General features: G+C 64.6%; 1 protein-coding gene. It reads left to right on the top strand.

Features of this window, described 5'->3' with window-relative positions; all coding sequences use genetic code 11:
* The coding region (locus tag EEB15_RS33000; protein ID WP_141514229.1) for a TRAP transporter substrate-binding protein at positions 1-893 on the top strand (893 nt) is incomplete at its 5' end.
* Between the last annotated feature and the right edge of the window lie 133 nt (positions 894-1,026).

Consider the following 1,026-nt stretch of genomic DNA (forward strand, 5'->3'; position numbering starts at 1 on the left):
TTGTGCCCTGGGCGCAGAAGGTGGAACAGGATTCGGGCGGGCGCATCAAAGTCCAGCTGTTCAATGCGATGCAGCTTGGCGGCACGCCGCCGCAGCTGTTCGACCAGGCCCGGGACGGTGTGGTCGACCTGACCTGGACGGTGCTGGGCTACACCCCCGGGCGGTTCAACAAGGCCGAGGTGTTCGAGCTGCCGTTCATGAGCGGATCGGCGGAGCAGTCCTCTCGTGCCTTCCAGGAATACGTGGAGAAGTTCGCCGCCGACGAGTTCAAGGACGTGAAGCTGGTAGCCGTCCACACGCACGGCCCCGGGCTGTTCCACACCAAGACCCCGGTGACCAGCCTGGACAGCTTGCGCGGCATGAAGATTCGCGGCGGCTCGCGCATCATCAGCAACATGCTGGGCAAGCTGGGAGCCATTCCCGTGGGCATGCCGGTCCCGGCCGTGACCGACGGATTGTCCAAGGGCGTGATCGATGGCACAACCATCCCCTGGGAGGTGACGCCGGCGCTGAAGGTCAGTGAGCTGGTCAAGAACCACACCACCTTCGCCGGCAAGACCGGCCTGTACACCCAGACCTTCGCGTTCTCGATGAACAAGGCCGCCTACGAGAAACTGCCCGCCGACCTGAAGAAGGTGATCGACAGCAATTCGGGCATCGAGACGGCCGCGATGTTCGGCCGCGCAATGGACGAGGGCGACAAGGTCGGCCGCGAGATTGCCGTCAAGGCCGGTAACCGCATCATCGAGCTGGACGTGCACGAGACCGAGCGCTGGCGGCGCACCGCCTCCACGGTGGAGTCTGACTGGGCCAACGAAATGAAGGGCAAGGGGATCGACGGCGCAAAGCTGGCGTCGGAAGCTCGGGCGCTGATCGGGAAGTACCAACGATGAGCCCGCTGGGCGCGGATGGCCGTGTCCGACAAGACGAGAATCGCCGGGTGACCGGGCCCCAGACGGGCCGTGCAAACCCGGCTCATTCCTGAGGGTGTCCCATTGAAGTTCCTTTCCATTCTGGCCAGGGCCT

The organism is Ramlibacter sp. WS9, assembly GCF_003797765.1.
Taxonomy (GTDB): domain Bacteria; phylum Pseudomonadota; class Gammaproteobacteria; order Burkholderiales; family Burkholderiaceae_C; genus Ramlibacter.